16 protein-coding genes are annotated in these 15,287 nt (G+C 69.7%); 8 read left to right on the top strand and 8 right to left on the bottom strand.

The window, feature by feature from the left end:
- Positions 1–28: 28 nt before the first annotated feature.
- Positions 29–604, bottom strand: a complete 576-nt coding sequence (locus OHA68_RS38445) for a TetR family transcriptional regulator (RefSeq protein ID WP_327104641.1) — start codon at positions 602–604, stop codon at positions 29–31.
- Positions 605–747: 143 nt separating this feature from the next.
- Here OHA68_RS38445 and OHA68_RS38440 point away from each other — a divergent pair, with 143 nt between their 5' ends.
- Positions 748–2,286 (top strand): MFS transporter, encoded by a 1,539-nt coding sequence (locus tag OHA68_RS38440; protein ID WP_327109611.1) that lies wholly within the window; start codon positions 748–750, stop codon positions 2,284–2,286.
- A gap of 8 nt (positions 2,287–2,294) precedes the next feature.
- Here OHA68_RS38440 and OHA68_RS38435 read toward each other — a convergent pair whose 3' ends face one another.
- Genes OHA68_RS38435 through OHA68_RS38410 form a run of 6 tightly spaced genes read right to left on the bottom strand, consistent with a single transcriptional unit; the run spans position 2,295 to position 8,357 of the window.
- On the bottom strand, positions 2,295–4,070 hold the full coding sequence (locus OHA68_RS38435) for an ABC transporter substrate-binding protein (RefSeq protein ID WP_327104640.1): 1,776 nt from the start codon (positions 4,068–4,070) through the stop codon (positions 2,295–2,297).
- 14 nt (positions 4,071–4,084) lie between these two features.
- Entirely contained in the window at positions 4,085–4,369 is a 285-nt protein-coding gene (locus OHA68_RS38430) for a DUF2160 domain-containing protein (RefSeq protein WP_225277217.1), read from the bottom strand.
- Between the two features lie 2 nt (positions 4,370–4,371).
- The gene (locus OHA68_RS38425; RefSeq protein WP_327104639.1) at positions 4,372–5,184 is read right to left on the bottom strand and encodes a carbohydrate ABC transporter permease; all 813 of its coding nucleotides are present in this window, start codon (positions 5,182–5,184) and stop codon (positions 4,372–4,374) included.
- A gap of 5 nt (positions 5,185–5,189) precedes the next feature.
- Complete coding sequence (locus OHA68_RS38420) at positions 5,190–6,182, bottom strand: carbohydrate ABC transporter permease (RefSeq protein ID WP_327104638.1); 993 nt, start codon at positions 6,180–6,182, stop codon at positions 5,190–5,192.
- A complete protein-coding gene (locus OHA68_RS38415) occupies positions 6,179–7,273 on the bottom strand; it encodes an ABC transporter ATP-binding protein (RefSeq protein ID WP_327104637.1) in 1,095 nt (364 codons plus the stop codon). The genes OHA68_RS38420 and OHA68_RS38415 overlap by 4 nt, the downstream gene beginning before the upstream one ends.
- Positions 7,266–8,357: an ABC transporter ATP-binding protein gene (locus tag OHA68_RS38410; RefSeq protein WP_327104636.1), complete on the bottom strand. Its 1,092-nt coding sequence runs from the start codon at positions 8,355–8,357 to the stop codon at positions 7,266–7,268. The genes OHA68_RS38415 and OHA68_RS38410 overlap by 8 nt, the downstream gene beginning before the upstream one ends.
- Positions 8,358–8,586: 229 nt before the next feature.
- On the opposite strand from OHA68_RS38410, the gene OHA68_RS38405 reads away from it, so the two are divergent.
- From OHA68_RS38405 to OHA68_RS38375, 7 genes are all read left to right on the top strand, one after another.
- A complete protein-coding gene (locus OHA68_RS38405; protein WP_327104635.1) occupies positions 8,587–8,793 on the top strand; it encodes a hypothetical protein in 207 nt (68 codons plus the stop codon).
- Between the two features lie 126 nt (positions 8,794–8,919).
- A complete protein-coding gene (locus OHA68_RS38400) occupies positions 8,920–9,066 on the top strand; it encodes a hypothetical protein (RefSeq protein ID WP_189140460.1) in 147 nt (48 codons plus the stop codon).
- Between the two features lie 18 nt (positions 9,067–9,084).
- The gene (locus OHA68_RS38395; RefSeq protein ID WP_327104634.1) at positions 9,085–9,684 is read left to right on the top strand and encodes a TIGR00645 family protein; all 600 of its coding nucleotides are present in this window, start codon (positions 9,085–9,087) and stop codon (positions 9,682–9,684) included.
- Positions 9,681–9,968 (top strand): hypothetical protein, encoded by a 288-nt coding sequence (locus OHA68_RS38390; RefSeq protein WP_327104633.1) that lies wholly within the window; start codon positions 9,681–9,683, stop codon positions 9,966–9,968. The genes OHA68_RS38395 and OHA68_RS38390 overlap by 4 nt, the downstream gene beginning before the upstream one ends.
- Positions 9,969–10,233: 265 nt before the next feature.
- Positions 10,234–11,934 (top strand): endo-1,4-beta-xylanase, encoded by a 1,701-nt coding sequence (locus OHA68_RS38385; RefSeq protein WP_327104632.1) that lies wholly within the window; start codon positions 10,234–10,236, stop codon positions 11,932–11,934.
- 303 nt (positions 11,935–12,237) lie between these two features.
- Entirely contained in the window at positions 12,238–13,485 is a 1,248-nt protein-coding gene (locus tag OHA68_RS38380; protein WP_327109610.1) for a type III PLP-dependent enzyme domain-containing protein, read from the top strand.
- A 63-nt stretch (positions 13,486–13,548) separates the two neighbouring features.
- Positions 13,549–14,826 carry a ferric iron reductase gene (locus tag OHA68_RS38375; protein WP_327104631.1) on the top strand — a complete coding sequence of 426 codons (1,278 nt, stop codon included), beginning with the start codon at positions 13,549–13,551 and terminating at the stop codon, positions 14,824–14,826.
- Here OHA68_RS38375 and aroQ read toward each other — a convergent pair.
- A complete protein-coding gene (gene aroQ / locus OHA68_RS38370) occupies positions 14,813–15,268 on the bottom strand; it encodes a type II 3-dehydroquinate dehydratase (RefSeq protein WP_327104630.1) in 456 nt (151 codons plus the stop codon). The two genes, OHA68_RS38375 and aroQ, sit on opposite strands and share 14 nt — an antisense overlap.
- Between the last annotated feature and the right edge of the window lie 19 nt (positions 15,269–15,287).

Raw genomic sequence — 15,287 nt, 5'->3', positions numbered from 1 at the left:
CGTCATCTGCGGATTCGCCGCGCACCGCTCAGCCGAACGAGCGCCCCATCTCCTCGAAGATCTCGTCGCAGACCTCCACCAGCGGGCGGGCCTGCTGCTCCTCGACCCACACGTTCGCGGCGACGCGCAGCGCGCTCAGGCAGGCCGCCGCCATCACCCGTGGCCGGATCGGGCTGGGGTGCTCGGAGATGGCCTGGGCCAGCTCGCGTTCGAGCGCCGCATGGTTGGCTAGCTGCCTGGCCAGCAGCGCGGGGTGCCGTTTGGCCAGGCGGGTGCGCGAGGCCCACTCACCGGGCCCGCCCACGCGCTCGCAGAGGTCATGGACGGCGGTGCGCAGCGCCTGCCAGCCGGAAACGGTCGGCGGCTGGGCGCGGACCTCGGCCACCAGTGTGTGGAAGCGCTGCTCCTCGCCCCACAGGACCGCGTCCTCCTTGCCGGCGAAGTAGTTGGAGAAGGTGCGCCGGGAGATGTTGGCGGCGTCGGCGATGGCCTCGACCGTGACGGCGTCGAAGCCGTACTCCTCCACCAGGCGCACGGCCGCCTCGTGGACGCTCTGCCGCGTCTCGGCCTTCTTGCGCTCGCGTAGTCCCAGCGTGCTGTCCATAGTGCGGACAACTCTACCGCTTGGGAATATATGCCCAATGCGCAAAGTTGCCGAGTGGGCATGTAAAGTGTCCCTCTTGTAATGAAACTTTCCTTTATTGGAGGACGCGCGTGAGCGCACCCGCCGGCTTGGCCGCCGAGCCGATGACCCACAAGCAGATTCTCAAAGCGCTCAGCGGCCTGCTCCTCGTCCTGTTCGTCGCGATGATCAGCAGCACCGTCGTCTCCGTGGCGCTGCCGCAGATCATCGGTGCGCTGCACGGCAGTCAGTCCCAGTACACCTGGGTGGTCACCGCCTCACTGCTGGCCGCCACGGCCGCCACCCCGATCTGGGGCCGGCTCGCCGACCTGTTCAGCAAGAAACTGCTGCTCCAGATCTCCATCGGGATCTTCATGGTGAGCTCGCTGGCCTGCGGGTTCGCGCAGAACACCGAGCAGCTGATCGCCTTTCGCGCGATCCAGGGGCTCGGCATGGGCGCCTTGCAGGTGCTCGTGCAGGTGGTGATCGCCGCGATGATCAGCCCGAAGGAGCGCGGCCGCTACAACGGCTACCTCGGTGGCGTCATGGCCGTGGCCACTGTCGGCGGCCCGCTGCTCGGCGGGCTCATCGCCGACACCTCCTGGCTCGGCTGGCGCTGGTGCTTCTTCGTCGCGGTGCCGTTCACCATGGCCGCCTTCGTGCTGCTGCACCGGACGCTGAACGTCACGACCGTGCGCCGGACCGACGTGAAGATCGACTACCTGGGCGCGACCATGATCGCCGCCGGTGTCAGCGTGCTGCTCATCTGGGTCACCTTCGTGGGCAACTCCTTCGACTGGCTCTCCTGGCAGACGGCGGTCATGGCCGGTGGCGGCGTCGCCATCCTGGTGCTGGCCACCCTGGTCGAGGCGCGGGTTCCCCAGCCGGTCGTGCCGCTGAAGGTGATCAGCCGCCGTACGCCCGCGCTGGCGATCGTGGCCAGCCTCGCGGTCGGCATGGCGATGTTCGGCGGCGCCGTCTTCCTCGGCCAGTACTTCCAGATCGGCCGCGGCTACACCCCGACCGAGGCGGGCCTGCTCACCATCCCGATGATGGCCGGCGTGCTGCTCTCCTCGACGATCAGCGGCCGCATGATCTCCCGCAGCGGCAAGGTCAAGCCGTACATCGTCACCGGCTCACTCGTGCTCACCGCCGGATTCCTGGTGATGAGCACGATGGACCATGACACGTCGCTGCTCGTCATCGGCGCCGGCATGCTGATGGTCGGCACCGGGGTCGGCCTGTCCATGCAGAACCTCGTCCTGGCCATCCAGAACACCGTCCCGCTGCACGAGCTCGGCGCCGCCAGCGGCGCGGTCACCTTCTTCCGCTCGCTGGGCGGCACCATCGGCGTCTCCGTCCTCGGCGCGATCCTGGCCAGCCACGTCGCCACCGGCATCGCGCAGGGCCTGACCAAGGCCGGCATCCCGGTCAGCGGCTCCGGCGGGAACAGCCTCGACATCCAGGCGCTCCCCGCGCCGATCAAGGCGATCGTCCAGGTCGCCTACGGCGACGCCACCGGGCACATCTTCCTCGTCTCGGCCGGCATCGCCGCGGTGGGCGTCATCGCGGCGCTGTTCCTGCCGCCCATCCAGTTGCGCGACACCCTCGATCTGGAGCCGGCCGCACCGGCCGCCGACGGCGAGCCGGTGCGCTCGGCCTGACAGGCGGCTCAGCCGGCCTTCTTCCACTGGGCGATGAGCCGGTCATAGTCGAGCGTCTCCGGCTTGCCCCGCTCGTCGGCGAGCTTGGGAGCCGGGGCGCCCGGCTGGTCCAGCCAGTACTGGACGTCCCGCTCCGGGTTCAGCTTGGGCGCGCAGGCGCCGCCGTACCCCCGCCGCTCCAGCCGGGACAGGATGTCGTCCTGCTGCTTGGCCAGGTTGTCCATGGACTGCTGCGGGGTGGTCTCGCCGGTGACGGCGGTGGCCACGTTCTGCCACCACAGCTGCGCCAGCCTGGGGTAGTCCGGCACGTTCGTCCCGGTCGGCGTCCACTGCTCGCGAGCGGGGCCCCGATAGAACTCGATCAGCCCGCCGTACTTGTCGGCGTTCTGCTCGAAGTAGTCGCTCTTGATGTCGGAGTCGCGGATGAACGTCAGGCCGGCGATCGACTTCTTCAGCGACACCGTCTTCGACGTGACGAACTGCGCGTAGAGCCAGGCCGCGGCCCGCCGCTCCTTCGGCGTGTTCTTCAGCAGCGTCCACGAGCCGGCGTCCTGGTAGCCGAGCTTGTTGCCGTCCTTCCAGTACGCGCCGTGCGGGCTCGGCGCGATGCGCCACTTGGGCGTGCCGTCGCCGTTGACGACCGGCAGCCCCTGCGCGGTCATGTCGGCGGTGAACGAGGTGTACCAGAAGATCTGCTGGGCGATGTTGCCCTGGGCGGGCACCGGGCCGGACTCGCTGAAGTTCATCCCGGCCGCCTCCTTCGGCGCGAACCTCTTCAGCCAGTCCACGTACTTGGTCAGCGCGTACACCGAGGCCGGGCCGTTGGTGTCGCCGCCGCGCGTCACCGACGAGCCGACCGGGCGGCAGTTCTCCACCCTGATGCCCCAGTCGTCCACCGGCAGGCCGTTGGGCAGGCCCGGGTCGCCGTTGCCCGCCATCGACAGCCACGAGTCGGTGAAGCGCCAGCCCAGCGACGGGTCCTTACGGCCGTAGTCCATGTGGCCGTAGACCTTCTTGCCGTCCATCGTGCCGTTGCCGTTGACCTTGGTGGTGAAGAAGTCGGCGATGTCCTCGTAGGCCGCCCAGTTGACCGGCACGCCGAGCTCGTACCCGTAGGCGTCCTTGAACTGCTTCTTGACGTCCGGATCGGTGAACCAGTCGTAGCGGAACCAGTAGAGGTTGGCGAACTGCTGGTCGGGCAGCTGATAGATCTTCTTGTCCGGGCCGGTGGTGAAGCTGATGCCGATGAAGTCGGCCAGGTCCAGCGTGGGCGAGGTGACCGCCTTGCCCTCCCCGGCGATGTAGTCCGACAGCGGCACCACATAGTCGCCGCGCGCGTGCGTGCCGATGAGATCGGAGTCGTTGACGTAGGCGTCGTAGATGTTCTGGTCGCCCTGGATCTGCGTCTGCAGCTTCTCGATCACGTCGCCCTCCTGGATCAGGTCGTGCTTGAGCCTGATCCCGGTGATCTCGGTGAACGCCTTGGCGAGCTGCTTGGACTCGTACTCGTGCGTGGTGATCGTCTCCGACACCACGTTGATCTCCATGCCCCGGTACGGGGCGGCCGCCTTCATGAACCAGTCCATCTCGGCCAGCTGCTGCTGTCTGGACAGCGTGCTCGGAGTGAACTCGGTGGACACCCAGCGCTGGGCGGCCGCCTTGGCGTCGGCCTCCCGGAAGTCGCCGCCACCACCGCCGCTGCCCTGCGAGCAGGCCGCGGCCAGCAGGACGAGCACCGCCGCGCAGGCCGTACTCCTGTAGGGGATCTTTCTGTCGAACGGCATAGCCGCCTCCTTCGTCAGCCCCACAACCCGATCGTCAGCGCCACCAGGAACGCGCAGGCCAGCGCCAGCCACATGGACAGGTCGGTGACCGCGATCCATCCGGCGAGTACGACGGCCGCGCTGATGAGGCCGATGTACAGCCGGTCCCCCCGATCGGTCTCGATGCGCAGGAACCCCCGCCGCGCCACCGGCGGAGAGATCTTCGCCCAGACCGCCATCCCGCACAGCAGCAGCCCGAGCCCGATGAAGACGGCCGCCGTGGGCCCGGTCCACACCATCCACTCCAGCCCAGGAAGCATGGTTAGACCCTCCCCAGGCTGAAGCCCTTGGCGATGTAGTTGCGGACGAACCAGATCACGATCGCGCCGGGGACGATCGTCAGGACCCCGGCCGCCGCCAGCAGCCCCCAGTCCACGCCCGCCGCGCTGACCGTGCGCGTCATGGTGGCGGCGATGGGCTTGGCGTCGACCGAGGTGATGGTCCGCGCGATGAGCAGCTCGACCCAGCTGAACATGAAGCAGAAGAAGAGCGTGACGCCGATCGCGGAGCGGATCATCGGCAGGAAGATCTTGACGAAGAACCGCGGCAGCGAGTAGCCGTCGATCGCCGCGGTCTCGTCGATCTCGCGGGGGATGCCCGACATGAACCCTTCGAGGATCCACACCGCCAGCGGCACGTTGAACAGCATGTGCGCGATCGCCACCCCCAGATGCGTGTCGAACAGGCCGACCGCCTGATAGATCTGGAAGAACGGCAGCAGGAACACCGCGGGCGGCGCCATCCGGTTCGTCAGCAGCCAGAAGAACAGGTGCTTGTCCCCGGCGAACCTGAACCGGGAGAAGGCGTAGGCGGCGGGCAGCGCCACCACCAGCGACATGACCGCGTTCATCGACGTGTAGACGATCGAGTTCAGGTAGCTCGAGTACCACACCGAGTTCGTGAAGAACGTGACGTAGTTGTCGAAGGTGACCCGCTGCGGGATGAGCGAGAAGCTGCCGAGGATGTCCTGGTTGGGGCGGATGGACATGCCGAACATCCACAGCAGGGGCAGCAGCAGCGTGATGCCGTAGAGCCAGAGCACGGTCCGCGCCCAGGGCAGCCGCCTGTCGCCCATGGCGCTCACCTCCCGGTCCTGGTCAGCACGGTGAAGAAGACGTAGCAGACGATCTGTACGGCCAGGAAGTACAGCAGCGAGAACGCCCCGGCCGGCCCCAGGTCGAACTGCCCGACGGCGATCTTCGACAGCAGGACGCTGAGGAAGGAGGTGGCGTTGCCCGGCCCGCCGCCCGTCACCACGAACGGCTCGGTGTAGATCATGAAGCTGTCCATGAAACGCAGCAGGATCGCGATCGTCAGCACCCCCCGCAGCCGGGGGAGCTGGATGTGGCGGAAGGTGGCCCAGGCCGAGGCGCCGTCGATCTGCGCCGCCTGGAAGTACGGGTCCGGGATCGAGCGCAGTCCCGCGTAGGCCAGCAGCGCCACCAGCGGCGTCCAGTGCCACACGTCCATGGCCAGCACGGTGATCCAGGCGTCGGTGGCGTCCAGCGTGTAGTTGAACTCCAGGCCCAGCACGTTGTTGACGGCCCAGCCGCCGAGCCCGATGTCGGGGCGGGCGAAGATCTGCCAGATGGTGCCCACCACGTTCCACGGGATCAGCAGCGGCAGCGCGACCAGCACCAGCGTCACCGACACCCACACGCCCCGGCGCGGCATCGCCACCGCGAGCAGCACGCCCAGGGGGATCTCCAGCAGCAGCACCTGCGCCGAGAACAGCAGCGTGCGCACGAACGCGGCCCGCACCTCCGGGTCCCGCGAGACCGACCGGAACCACTCCAGGCCGACGAAGAGCCGGTCGCCAGGGCTGAAGATGTCCTGCACGGAGAAGTTCACCACGGTCATCAGCGGGATCACGGCGGTGAAGGCGACCGACACGACGACCGGCAGCACCAGCAGCCAGGCCCGGTTGTTCCTGCGCCGGGGGTCGGCCCGCCGCTCGCCCTCCTCCGCCTGCCGTTCAGCCCGCCGTTCAGCCCGCCGATCCGCCCGCCGATCCGCCTGGTCGTCCGTCCGACCGTCCGCCTGGCCGGCAGGGGCCGCCGTCCGCTCGCTCATGCCCCGGCCCTCCCGTCCAGCGGCTCCAGCACGCCGCACCGGACCGCGTCCCTGAACAGGAACGCGCGGCCCTCGGTGAAGCGCAGGACCCGCCTGGCTCCGGCGTCGAACGTGGTCGCGGCGTCGGTCCTGGCGATCACCGGATGCCCGTTCACCTCGGCGTGCACCAGGTTGTAGGCGCCCATCCGGTCCACGCCCGTCACCCGCGCCACCGGCCCAGACGCGGCGCCGCCGGGGCCGATCCGGACGAACTCCGGCCGTACCCCGACCCGTACCGGACCCGAGGGCAGCTCGACGGACGCCCGCCCGAGCGTGGCGTCGCCGACCCGCACCACACCGTCCAGCAGCTCGGCCGGGAGCACGTTCATGCCGGGCGAGCCGATGAAGTGGCCGACGAACTCGTGCGCGGGCGACAGGAACAGCTCGCTCGGCTCGCCCGCCTGTACGATCGCCCCGTCGTTCAGCACCACCACCTCCTCGGCGAAGGTCAGCGCCTCGGTCTGGTCGTGGGTGACGTAGATGAGCGTGTGCCCGGTGTCGCGGTGGATCTGCTTGAGCTCGCTGCGCAGCGTCCACTTCATGGCCGGGTCGACGACGGTGAGCGGCTCGTCCAGCAGCACCGCCGCCACGTCCGCGCGCACCAGGCCGCGGCCCAGGCTGACGAGCTGCTGCCGGCCCGGGTCCAGCCGCCGCGACCGGCGCCGCAGGTGCTCCTCCAGACCCAGCAGCCGCGACACCTCGCGCACCCGCCGGTCCACCTCGGCCTTGGGACGGCGGCGGTTGCGCAGCGGGAACGCCAGATTGTCGTAGACGGACATCTCCTCGTACAGCACCGGAAACTGGAAGACCTGCGCGATGTCGCGCCCCGCGGTCGGCACGCCGGTCACCTCACGGTCGCCGAACCAGATCCGCCCCACCGTGGGGGAGAGCAGGCCGGAGATGATGTTGAGCAGCGTGCTCTTCCCGCACCCGCTCGGGCCGAGCAGCGCGTACGCCCGGCCGTCGCGCCACGTCCACGTCATCGGCCGCAGCGCCCACGTCCGGCCGCCGTCGTAGCTGTGGCCCACGCCCTCCAGCCGGATGTCAGCCATGCAGGTCGGCCCCGGCCGCGGAGGTGGCCAGCAGCCGGCCGCCGACCTCGTCGAAGACGAACAGGTGCGCCGGATCCACGTACGCGGTCGCCGGTTCGCCGGGGTCGAACAGCCGCGCCCCCTCCAGGTGCGCGACCAGGTGCCGGCCACCGGCCGGCATCAGATGCAGGTACGTCGAACTCCCGGTCACCTCCGCGAGCCGGATCTCGGCGGGGAACTCCAGCAGGTCCGGCCCGCCACGCTCGATGCTCACCTGGTGCGGGCGGACCGCCAGGACCACGCCCCGGCCGTCCCCGTGCGCTCCCGGCGCCGGGAAGGAGGCGCCGAGGCAGTCGATCCTGCCCTCGCGGACCACACCGGGCAGCAGGTTCAGCGGCGGATCGCTGAGCGTCGCCGCGACCGCCAGCGTGGGCGGCTCGGCGTACATGTCCGCCACGTCACCGGTGTGCAGCACCCGTCCCTCGCCCAGCACCACCGTGGGCGCCGCGAACGACAGCGCCTCGTTCGGGTCGGCCGTCGAATACAGCACCACGCCAGGGGCCACGGCGAACATGCTCTTCAGGTCGGCCCTGAGCTGCTCGCGCAGCTTGAAGTCGAGGTTGGCCAGCGGCTCGTCCAGCAGCAGCACGTCCACCTGCCGGGCCAGCGCCCGCGCGATGGCGGTGCGCTGCTGCTGGCCTCCCGACAGCTCGGCGGGCCTGCGTTCGAGCAGGTCGCCGATGCCCATGAGCTCGGCCACCTCGCGCACCCGCCGGTCCAGGTCACTTCTGGGGAAGGAGGCGTCCAGGCGCAGCGGGGAGGCGATGTTGTCGTAGACCGTCAGCGAGGGATAGTTGATGAACTGCTGGTAGACGAAGGCGACCGAGCGCTTGCGTACGGAGACGGAGGTGACGTCGCGCCCGTTGACCAGCACCCGCCCGCGGTCGGGGGGCGACAGCCCCGCGGCGACCCGCATCAAGGTCGTCTTCCCCGCCCCCATCGGGCCGAGAAGCGTCGTCATCCCACTCGGTAACTCGAGACGGATGTCGTCGAGCCAGATCTCCCCGCGCTGCCGTACGGAGACGCCATCGATGATCAGCGTCACTGTGCCCGGTCCTTCCCGGAGCGTGTCGGATACCGCGACGTTAGGCACCTTTGCTCATCCATCTAACATGATTCAAATAAGAGTGCAAAGGTCTTGAAGCGCGCCCCTCTGGTGTGGCGCAGGGGAACAGTTGGGGAACTATGGGTGAACGCATGGGCTCAATATTTACTCAGAGTGACCAAAGGATTACGGTGAGTATCCAACGTTGACACTCGATCCTGGAGGTCTCATGCACCGCACGCGCCGCCTCGCCGTGGCCACGCTGGTGGCCGGCGGGCTGCTCATGGCCGTCGCCCCCGCCGCCCACGCCGTCGTCGACCCCATCACGGTGATCGGCTGCCTGACCAGTAGCGCCGCCGACGTGGGCTCGATGGTCGACCCGTCCGCGCCCGGTCTGCCCACCGAGATCCCCGGCACCACCTGCCTGGCGCCCTGACCTGCCGGCCTGCCGGCCTGCCCGAGGGGCGGGGCGGCGCGGTCGGTCGCCGTCGCGCCGCCCCGGGCCTCAGGCTCCCCCCTGGATCCTGACGGGGGCATCCGAACAGCAACCGAAGGAGTCGCATTGAGCATCCGAGCCCTTGCCGCCATCGCCGCCGCGGCCACGGTCGCCGTGGGCACGCTACCGCCCGTGCTGGCCGAGCTGACCGGGGAGAAGGCGATATTCGGCATGGATACCGTCATCCAGCATGTGAACGTGTTCACCTCGTAGATGCACCAGCTACAGTCCGTGACTGGTCCGCCGAACGGGTATCGCAGCCCGCTGCGGCGCCTCGGCTACATCATGTTCCTGAGCCGCTGGATCCAGGCTCCTCTCTATTTCGGGCTCATCGTCGCCCAGGTGGTCTACGTATGGCGGTTCATGGCGGAGTTGATCCACCTCGTCCAGCTCGGATTCGGCGGCAAGCCCGCTGAGACCACCGTCATGCTGATCGTCCTCGGCCTCGTGGACGTGGTGATGATCAGCAATCTGCTGATCATGGTGATCGTCGGCGGCTACGAGACGTTCGTCTCGCGGCTGCGCATCGAGGGGCACCCGGACCAGCCCCAGTGGCTGTCGCATGTCAACGCCAACGTGCTCAAGGTCAAGCTCGCCATGGCGATCATCGGGATCTCCTCCATCCACCTTCTCCAGATCTTCATCAACGCGGCGCGACCGGCCGTGACCGACAGGGAACTCCTATGGAAAACGCTTATCCACCTGACCTTCATCATCTCGGCGGTGGCGCTCGCGATCATCGACAGGATCATGTTGGGCGGGCGTCCCGGCCGCTTCGGGCACCAGGCGGGCGGACCGGCAAACGCGCCATCGCGGGTGTCGGTGGCATGATCGCCGGCCTCCTCACCCTGACCCCTCCCACCGCCGAAGCAACGACACCCCCACCTCCAGCCACGGCGATCGTGTCGCCTCCAGCCGCGGCGGCCGTGCCCCCGTCGGCCGCCGCGCCTGCGGCCCGGCCCTCGGTCGTCGGCGATGTGATCATCTTCAACGATGAGATCGTCGAGCCCGTCTCCGCGCCGGTGAGCACCTGCGGCGCGCTGCTGCCGATGCTCACCAAAGGTGGCTCCAGCGTCTGCCAGGACGCCTCGCGGGTGTCCGACGACGACGCCTGACCGCCACCCCATGCTCCCGGAAGGCCGGGACCTCCGGGACCGTGCCCGCCCCTGCTCCCCCAGCGAGGCGGGCACGCGGCATCCTCCTACGAGTCTGAAAGTTTCACGAGAAAAGTGATAATTTCACCTCCCCACCTGCCCTGACGCTGCCCGACCGCCTCCGGCATTGACCGCTCCAGAGCATGTCAATACCGTCCGGCATGCATCCCCAAAGGGTCGAAACTTTCGGGTTCGAGTCCTGGCACGCTTCCGGAGGTAGGTGCTCGTGCTTTCGTCATCGCTCGTCAGATCCGGGGTCCGCATCAGCAGGACCCTCGCCGCGGCCGCCCTGCTCGGGCTGCTCGTGGTGTTCCTGGTGCCGGTCACCCCCGCCGACGCCTCGGCGCCCCTGCGCCAGCACGCCGCGAGTCGCGGCAAGTTCATCGGCACCGCGCTGGCCACCGGCCCGCTGTCCAGCGAGACCTCGTACCGGAACATCGCGGCCACCGAGTTCAGCCAGGTCACCGCCGAGAACGCGATGAAGTGGGAATCCACCGAGCCCAACCAGGGGCAGTTCACGTTCTCCGGCGCCGACGCCATCGTCGACTTCGCCGCCCAGAACGGCCAGCAGGTGCACGGGCACACGCTCGTCTGGCACAACCAGACCCCCGGCTGGGTGCAGGGCCTCGGCGCCGGCGCCATGCGCACCGCCATGCAGAACCACATCGGCCAGGTCGTCGGCCGCTACGCCGACAATCCGACCGTGGTCTCCTGGGACGTGGTGAACGAGGTCTTCGACGACAACGGTGGCATGCGCGGCTCGTTCTGGTACAACACGCTCGGGCAGAGCTTCATCGCCGACGCCTTCCGCGCCGCCCGCGCCGCCGACCCCGACGCGCGGCTGTGCATCAACGACTACAACGTCGAAGGCATCAACGCCAAGAGCACCGCCATGTACAACCTGGTCCGGTCACTCAGGCAGCAGAACGTGCCGGTCGACTGCGTCGGCTTCCAGAGCCACCTGGCCATCCAGTACGGCTTCCCCAGCGACCTTCAGCAGAACCTGCAGCGCTTCGCCGACCTCGGCGTCCAGGTGCGGATCACCGAGGTGGACATCCGCATGCAGATGCCCAGGAGCTCCTCGAAGGACGCCACCCAGGCCACCTACTACCGCAACGTCGTCAACGCCTGCCTGGCGGTCACCGCCTGCGCCGGCGTCACCATCTGGGGCTTCACCGACAAGCACTCCTGGGTGCCCGACACCTTCAGCGGCGAGGGCGCCGCCCTGATCTACGACGAGAACTACCAGCAGAAACCCGCCTACACCGCCGTGCACGACGCGCTGGCCGCCGGCGGCGGCGGAGACGACACCACCGCGCCCACCGCTCCAGGCACCCCGTCGGCCGCCAACATCACCGGCACCTCCGCAACGCTGACCTGGACGGCCGCCACCGACTCCGGCGGCAGCGGGCTGGCGGGCTACACCGTCTACCGCGAGCAGGGCAGCACCGATCAGCAACTCGGCCAGAGCGCAACCAACTCCATCACCCTGACCGGGCTGAGCCCGGCCACCCAGTATCAGGTCTACGTGCGAGCCCGTGACGGCGCCGGCAACCTGTCCACCCCGTCGGCCACCGCCACCTTCACCACCACCTCCGGCGGCGGCCAGCCCGGCGGCCCCTGCACCGCCACCGGCACCGTGCAGACCCAGTGGAACAACGGCTACGTCGTACAGCCCGTGACCGTCGCCAACACCGGAACCGCCACCCTCAACGGCTGGACCGTCACCTTCACCCTGCCCACCGGCCACTCCCTGACCGGCTCCTGGAACGCCACCCTCACCACCAGCGGGCAGACGGTCACCGCCAGGAGCGTCAACCACAACGCCAGTCTCGCCGCGGGCGCCACCACCAGCTTCGGCTTCCAGGTGAGCCGCCCCAGCGGCAACACCCAGACCCCGTCCACCTACACCTGCGCCTCACCCTGACAGGCTCCGCGTGGGCCGAGGGAGGAGCGGCAGTCGGGTGCCGTACGGCCCACACGGAAACAAGCGGAGGCGCGGCAGACGGTGCCGCGCCTCCGCCCTCCCACCGTGAGCGATCCGCCGCTTTTCACCTGTCCCATCGGAGAGCGATCCGCCGCCTTCATGCCTCCTACACCACCTGGAGGAGATCCTCCGTCTTTCACAGCAAAATGTATGGTTCCGCCGTTTCCGGTAGTTCCTCGCCTTTCCCGTACGGGATGGAGTCCGTACCGTTTCGTACGGGATGGTCGATCCTGCGGGGGCGTGATGGTGGCAGAGTCGGTACGGGCGCGGGCGGTTCGAGTGGCGGCGGGGGGTGACCTGCCCGCGTACGTCTACGACCTGCCGGGGGTGCGCGCGCACGCCGGAGCCGTTCAGGCGGCGATGGCCGGGAGCGCGCAGGTGTTCTACGCGGTCAAGGCCAATCCCGCCGCCGAGATCCTGCGGACGCTGCGGCCCTTCGTGGACGGCTTCGAGGTGGCCTCAGGCGGCGAGCTGGCCCTCGTACGGGAGCTGCTGCCGGACGCGCCGGTGGCGTTCAGCGGACCGGGCAAGACCGATGCCGAGCTCGCGCTGACCCGGGAGCTGGGCGTGCACCGGCTCCATGTGGAGAGCCCCGGCGAGCTGGCCCGGCTGATCGCCACCGGCGCCCGGCAGGACATCCTGCTGCGCGCCAACCCCGACCTGCCCGGGGCGGACATCCGGCAGGCGGCGGACAGCCCGTTCGGCATGGACCCGGACGGGCTGGCCACCTGCGTGCGGCTGCTGCGGGACGCGCCCTGGATCACCCTCCACGGCATCCACGCCCACCTGACCTGGGACCGGCACGACGCCCCCGCGATGGCGGAGCTGGCCCGCCGGGTCGCCGCCTGGGCGCTGCCCTGGCTGCGCGAGCACCTGCCGGCGGTGACCGAGCCGGAGCTGGATCTCGGCGGCGGCATGGGTGTCGACTACGGCGCGCCGCACACCCGCTTCGACTGGCCGGCCTACAGTGCAGCGCTGTCGAGCCTGGGGTCAGAACTGGAGTCGAGCCTGGACTCGGACCTGGGGTCGGGTTTGGAGTCGGACCTGGGGTCGGGTTTGGACTCGGGCCCGGGCCCGGGGTCGGGACGGGACAGGCCGGTGCGGTTGCGGATCGAGCCGGGACGGTCGCTGACCGCCTACGACGGCTGGTACGTCACCGACGTCCTGGACGTCAAGCGGACCCACGGCCGCCACTACGCCGTGCTCCGCGGCGGCACCCACCACCTGCGCACCCCGGTCGCCAGGGGGCACGACCAGCCCTTCACCGTCATCCACCGGGCGAGCGCCGGCCCCGCCCTGACCGGGACGGCCACCCTCGTCGGGCAGCTCTGCACGCCCAGGGACGTGCTCCACCGCGACGCCGAGGTCACCGGCCTGCGGGTGGGCGACCTGGTCGCGTTCGGCCTGGCGGGCGCCTACGCCTGGAACCTGTCCCACCACGACTTCCTCCTGCATCCCAAGCCGTCTTTCCACTACGTGGACGGCCCGTAGGCGTTGAGCGGCGGACGGCGGGTAAATACCGGATTTCGACGTGACTCGGATGGAATCCACTGAATGATCCTCGATGACGCATCGGATCCGCTGCCGTCCTGGCAGTACGCGGAGCGCTACCTGGGCGTGGGGACCCGCGCCTACAGCAGGTTCTCCGGCGACCTGGAGATCTCCGAGTCCTACCATCCGCAGCGCGGCTCCGAGCGGTTCGTGGTGCCGACGTTCAGGGTGACGGCCGGGCAGGGGACGTTCCTGAGCAACGGGGTGGAGTCCACCCTCACCAAGCTCTACCGCGGCGGTGACACCTTCCTGCTGCCCGTCCACCCCGAGACGCTCGCCTTCCCCGGCCTGCCGGGCCGCGACGCCCTGCGGGAGCGCGGGCCGGACCTGGTGGCGGTGCCCTCCGCCAACGCCCGCACCGTCTTCGTCGAGCGCATCGACGGCGACCCCGTCGAGCCGCACTTCGTCAAGCTGCACTACCCGAAGCGGCTGTCCCGCTTCACCCGCCGCCTGCGCCGGCCGATCATCTCCTTGCAGCTCTGGGCGGCCGAGGAGCTGCTGGCCGCCGGACTGCCCGTCCTGCCCGAGGTGGCGGGCGGCGTGCTCGGCGACGTGCCGGAGGAGGCATGGGGCTTCCTGATCCGCGAGTCCCGGCCGCGCGCGGGCACGGTGACCGGTCCGGACGGCGATCCGCCGGAGGAGCCCTGTTTCGGGGCGGACCCGCCGCACCACACCGTGCCGCTGTTCGCGCTGTACGGCGGTGACATCCGGCGACCCGGCGACCCGGCGCTGCTGGCGCAGCTCGTCGCCCGCAGCGGCGAGGACCCGGCGCTCTGGCTGGCGCGGCGGGTCGTCGCTCCCATGGTCCGGCTCTGGCTGCGGGCCGTCACCCGGACCGGCTGCGCGCTCGAACTGCACGGCCAGAACACCCTGTTCGCCTTTGACCCGGACGCGCGCCGTACCGCGATCCTCTACCGGGACTGCGGCGTCTACGTCGACCCGCGCGTGCGGCGGGAGCGGGGCCTGCACCGGGAGCTGCCGCCGGTCAACGTGATCTCGCGGGACATCCGGCAGCCGCGCGAGCGCGTCTTCAGCCTCACCTATGACAGTTTCATGGCCCACCACGCGCTCGAACGCCTCGCCCAGGTCGCCGCCGACACGCTCGACGTGCCGCCGGAACGGCTCAGGCAGGCCGCGCGCGAGGCGTTCGCCGCCCACGGCGGCGCGGCCGTCGCGCTCCCCGCCACCGCCTACTACTACGAGGACCGCCTGAACACGGACGGCCGCTGGAACCTGGTCGACACCGGCGAGCGGCCCGCCTGGCGCGTCAGCCCCCCGTGATCGCGTGCCGCAGCCCCCGAAGAGCGAGGACATAGCCGTACACGCCGAAGCCGACCACGATCCCGCGCGCCACCGGCGAGACGTAGGAGCGGTGCCGGAACGGCTCGCGCCGGTGCACGTTGGAGATGTGCACCTCCACCACCGGCAGCTGCACGCCCTCGATCGCGTCGTGCAGCGCCACCGACGTGTGGGTGAAGGCGCCCGGGTTGAACACCGCCCCGATCGCCCGGCCCGCCTGCACCTCGGCGCCGGCCTCCTGGATCCAGTCGATGAGCTGCCCCTCGTGGTTGGACTGCCCGAAGACCAGCTCCAGACCGGCCTCCTCACACTCCATGCGGCACATCGTCTCCACGTCGGCCAGCGTCAACGTTCCGTAGACCTCCGGCTCGCGGGTGCCGAGCAGGTTGAGATTAGGGCCGTTGAACACGTAGACGGATGTCACGCGGCTCGCTCCGTTCGCC

Source organism: Nonomuraea glycinis (assembly GCF_035920485.1).
Lineage (GTDB): Bacteria > Actinomycetota > Actinomycetes > Streptosporangiales > Streptosporangiaceae > Nonomuraea > Nonomuraea glycinis.
The sequence above is the reverse complement of the archived record's forward strand: the minus strand, read 5'-3'. Positions and strand labels throughout refer to the sequence as shown.

Bases quoted from the DNA above. Each gene is read 5' to 3' on its own strand.
- OHA68_RS38425 (WP_327104639.1), bottom strand. From the start codon at position 5,184: ATGGGCGACAGGCGGCTGCCCTGGGCGCGGACCGTGCTCTGGCTCTAC.
- OHA68_RS38415 (WP_327104637.1), bottom strand. From the start codon at position 7,273: ATGGCTGACATCCGGCTGGAGGGCGTGGGCCACAGCTACGACGGCGGC.
- OHA68_RS38440 (WP_327109611.1), top strand. From the start codon at position 748: ATGACCCACAAGCAGATTCTCAAAGCGCTCAGCGGCCTGCTCCTCGTC.
- OHA68_RS38420 (WP_327104638.1), bottom strand. From the start codon at position 6,182: ATGAGCGAGCGGACGGCGGCCCCTGCCGGCCAGGCGGACGGTCGGACG.
- OHA68_RS38375 (WP_327104631.1), top strand. From the start codon at position 13,549: ATGATCCTCGATGACGCATCGGATCCGCTGCCGTCCTGGCAGTACGCG.
- OHA68_RS38390 (WP_327104633.1), top strand. From the start codon at position 9,681: ATGATCGCCGGCCTCCTCACCCTGACCCCTCCCACCGCCGAAGCAACG.
- OHA68_RS38380 (WP_327109610.1), top strand. From the start codon at position 12,238: ATGGTGGCAGAGTCGGTACGGGCGCGGGCGGTTCGAGTGGCGGCGGGG.
- OHA68_RS38435 (WP_327104640.1), bottom strand. From the start codon at position 4,070: ATGCCGTTCGACAGAAAGATCCCCTACAGGAGTACGGCCTGCGCGGCG.
- OHA68_RS38430 (WP_225277217.1), bottom strand. From the start codon at position 4,369: ATGCTTCCTGGGCTGGAGTGGATGGTGTGGACCGGGCCCACGGCGGCC.
- OHA68_RS38445 (WP_327104641.1), bottom strand. From the start codon at position 604: ATGGACAGCACGCTGGGACTACGCGAGCGCAAGAAGGCCGAGACGCGG.
- OHA68_RS38405 (WP_327104635.1), top strand. From the start codon at position 8,587: ATGCACCGCACGCGCCGCCTCGCCGTGGCCACGCTGGTGGCCGGCGGG.